The 2,210-nt window shown below is 56.7% G+C and carries 4 protein-coding genes and 1 pseudogene; 2 read left to right on the forward strand and 3 right to left on the reverse strand.

What is annotated here, in order from left to right; translation table 11 throughout:
* Window positions 1-26 precede the first annotated feature (26 nt).
* Both AC07YZ_RS20985 and AC07YZ_RS20990 read left to right on the forward strand, forming a co-directional pair.
* Window positions 27-299 carry a helix-turn-helix domain-containing protein gene (locus AC07YZ_RS20985; protein WP_494796198.1) on the forward strand — a complete coding sequence of 91 codons (273 nt, stop codon included), beginning with the start codon at window positions 27-29 and terminating at the stop codon, window positions 297-299.
* A 172-nt stretch (window positions 300-471) separates the two neighbouring features.
* Window positions 472-759 (forward strand): hypothetical protein, encoded by a 288-nt coding sequence (locus AC07YZ_RS20990; RefSeq protein ID WP_494796199.1) that lies wholly within the window; start codon window positions 472-474, stop codon window positions 757-759.
* Between the two features lie 493 nt (window positions 760-1,252).
* Here the strand turns inward: AC07YZ_RS20990 and AC07YZ_RS20995 are convergent, their stop codons facing one another.
* The 3 genes and pseudogenes from AC07YZ_RS20995 to AC07YZ_RS21005 form a co-directional block, all read right to left on the reverse strand.
* Window positions 1,253-1,405 (reverse strand): hypothetical protein, encoded by a 153-nt coding sequence (locus tag AC07YZ_RS20995; protein WP_494796200.1) that lies wholly within the window; start codon window positions 1,403-1,405, stop codon window positions 1,253-1,255.
* 9 nt (window positions 1,406-1,414) lie between these two features.
* A complete protein-coding gene (locus AC07YZ_RS21000) occupies window positions 1,415-1,564 on the reverse strand; it encodes a transposase (protein ID WP_494796201.1) in 150 nt (49 codons plus the stop codon).
* Between the two features lie 91 nt (window positions 1,565-1,655).
* A pseudogene (locus AC07YZ_RS21005) lies at window positions 1,656-1,794 on the reverse strand (IS21 family transposase); the annotation flags it as partial.
* Window positions 1,795-2,210 lie beyond the last annotated feature (416 nt).

A 2,210-nucleotide genomic window follows, 5' to 3' on the forward strand; every position in this document is an offset into this window, starting at 1 on the left:
CAAGCGCAGCAGCAAGGAGTACGCGAATGAATGGGCAGAACGAAATCACCATCGAAGACGGCGGCACGAATGTCTATGCCGACCTGGGCTACACCAACGCCGCGCAAATGCAGCGCAAGTCCCAGCTCGCAGGAGAGATCGCTCGTGCGATCAAGGCTCGCCGCCTGACGCAGGAAGGTGCTGCCGTTCTTCTGGGCATTGATCAATCTATGGTGTCCCGCATCACACGGGGTCAGTTCCGCGGCGTTAGCGAAGCCCAGCTGCAGGAGTTGATGGCCAGGTTTAGGCACGATGTGTAGATCGTGATCGTCGCTGGAGGCTCGAGTGGCGCTGATTTGTCATCGGACCTCGCGGAGTTTTCCGAATGAAGGTCAACGCCTTGCCCTCTTGTTTCAATAGTTGTTGGTGCACAGCGCTTCCACAGGTATGTGGGACGCACCATGGCCATCCACGGATAGAAGGAGCGGCAAAGTGGACGAAATGAAGATCTGGACAGGTTGGGCCGATATTTCAGCCACTGGCGAGGGGCGGACCCTTTGCTCAATGATCGCAACGGCCCAGTCTGAGGCAGACTTTCGAGCACGTGTTCGAGAGGCGCTCGGTGAATACCTCGAGAGAGGTTTTGACGTGGGTCAGGGGTTGGTGAGAAACGGTGTTACTGAAGCCCTCTGGGCGCCAGCGGCCCTTGATCACATTGAGGTGAACCAATCGACAGGCAATATCTCTGCTTGTGCGAGCCTGCATTTCAATTTCAGCTGATCCGAGGTGTGAAGCCGATGATAGTGGCACTACATGGTTTGCCGTACGCATACGAGAGAGCATCATTCGTCACCAGGATGTCCGCCAGCTGGCTGGCCAGTTGATCGAGCTCGCTCCGTTAGATGGCTGCGTGCAGTTACGACGCTGAGTTCCAAGCAGGCCATTCTGGACCGCGAGTTGTTCACATGAGCTCTGCTCTTCCCTTGTCGGGTGGGCGATCTTTGATGAGTGTGGTCTTCAAAGGACATAGAGCTTCCGCGATCCGGCTGGGTCCATATCACCGACCGCTGCTCTATCCCTTGAACTGGTACTCCCGACCCAAAGCAGCAGTCTCTTGCGCAAGCGTTCCCTCAGCTCAAGAGCGATTGCGGGCGGTAGGCGCCTGTGCGAAGCAAGCCTACCTGGTGGGGCGGTGCTGGTAGTACACGGAACTGCGGCTGATCTCCAGCAAACGGGCCTGACGTACCACGCTCAAAGGGAGCACGGTCAACCATCACTTTGCGCTCGGCAATCCCGCCTTGGTGAGTGCGCTTTCCAAAAAATCATTCTTCAGCGCCATTTTCCCGGTCTTGGCCTGCAGCGGGGCCAGATCGACTGGCTCGGGGGCCGAGCCGGCGCCAAAGACGTCGGCCGCGCGCTCGCGCAACGGGCACTTCTATTTGTTGATCTGCGTCGGATGCAGTTCGAACTCCTTGCAGAGCTCGGCCATGGTCTTGTACTCGCGGAGTCCCACAAGCACCACCTTTGCCTTGAATGCTGCACTGTGGGAGCGGCGCGTGCGCCCCTCGGATGCTTTCTTGTTCATCGCAAACTCCTTCTCGCCAACCCGCCTTGGGCCAGCTCAATGGGCGGAGCCTGCTCTATCTCACCTGTTCAGATTTGCGGGGCCACTTCTACGCTTGCCTGTGCGCGTCGTGGAACGCCGTGAGCTTGTTGGGCTGTCCACTGCGCCGGTACTTTGGTGGGCCGTCCACGTCACCCGTGCAGCCGCTTCGCAACCGTGTTGTGCGAAAGCCCTGTCATGCGCGCAATCACGCACTCCGACTAGTTCTTCCGGGCATGCAAGTGCCGGATTCTGCCAATCATGCCCATGGTGATCACTACTCGTTCTCTGCTGCACAAAAAAGCAGAGCAGTTTGTTCACCAAGCTCAGTTTTCGGTCAGCGCCAACAGTTGTCGGCATGCCAGCCTGACCCCTGTCAAATCTGACAGGGGTTGGCCTGTTACTTTTGTAACGTTTGTACACACTCAAAGGTTTGAGCTTGGCTCGAAGCAAGCTGATGCGTCAAATTTAACTATCGCGGTTGCACCTCAGTCGATGTGTTTAATGCTTGTGACAAAGATGTGTCTTTTTGTCAACAACGTCCTCGTAACATCAGCAAGTTGTAATTCAAAAGCATGGCACTTTCCAGGTGCTTCTATGCCGTCTGCCCACACAAGGAGGAGTTTGA

This window comes from Hydrogenophaga sp. GW101-3F08 (assembly GCF_059424585.1).

What these genes read in the sequence shown, in the direction of transcription:
- AC07YZ_RS20985 (WP_494796198.1), top strand. Translation starts at nt 27, where the DNA reads ATGAATGGGCAGAACGAAATCACCATCGAAGACGGCGGCACGAATGTC.
- AC07YZ_RS21000 (WP_494796201.1), bottom strand. Translation starts at nt 1,564, where the DNA reads ATGAACAAGAAAGCATCCGAGGGGCGCACGCGCCGCTCCCACAGTGCA.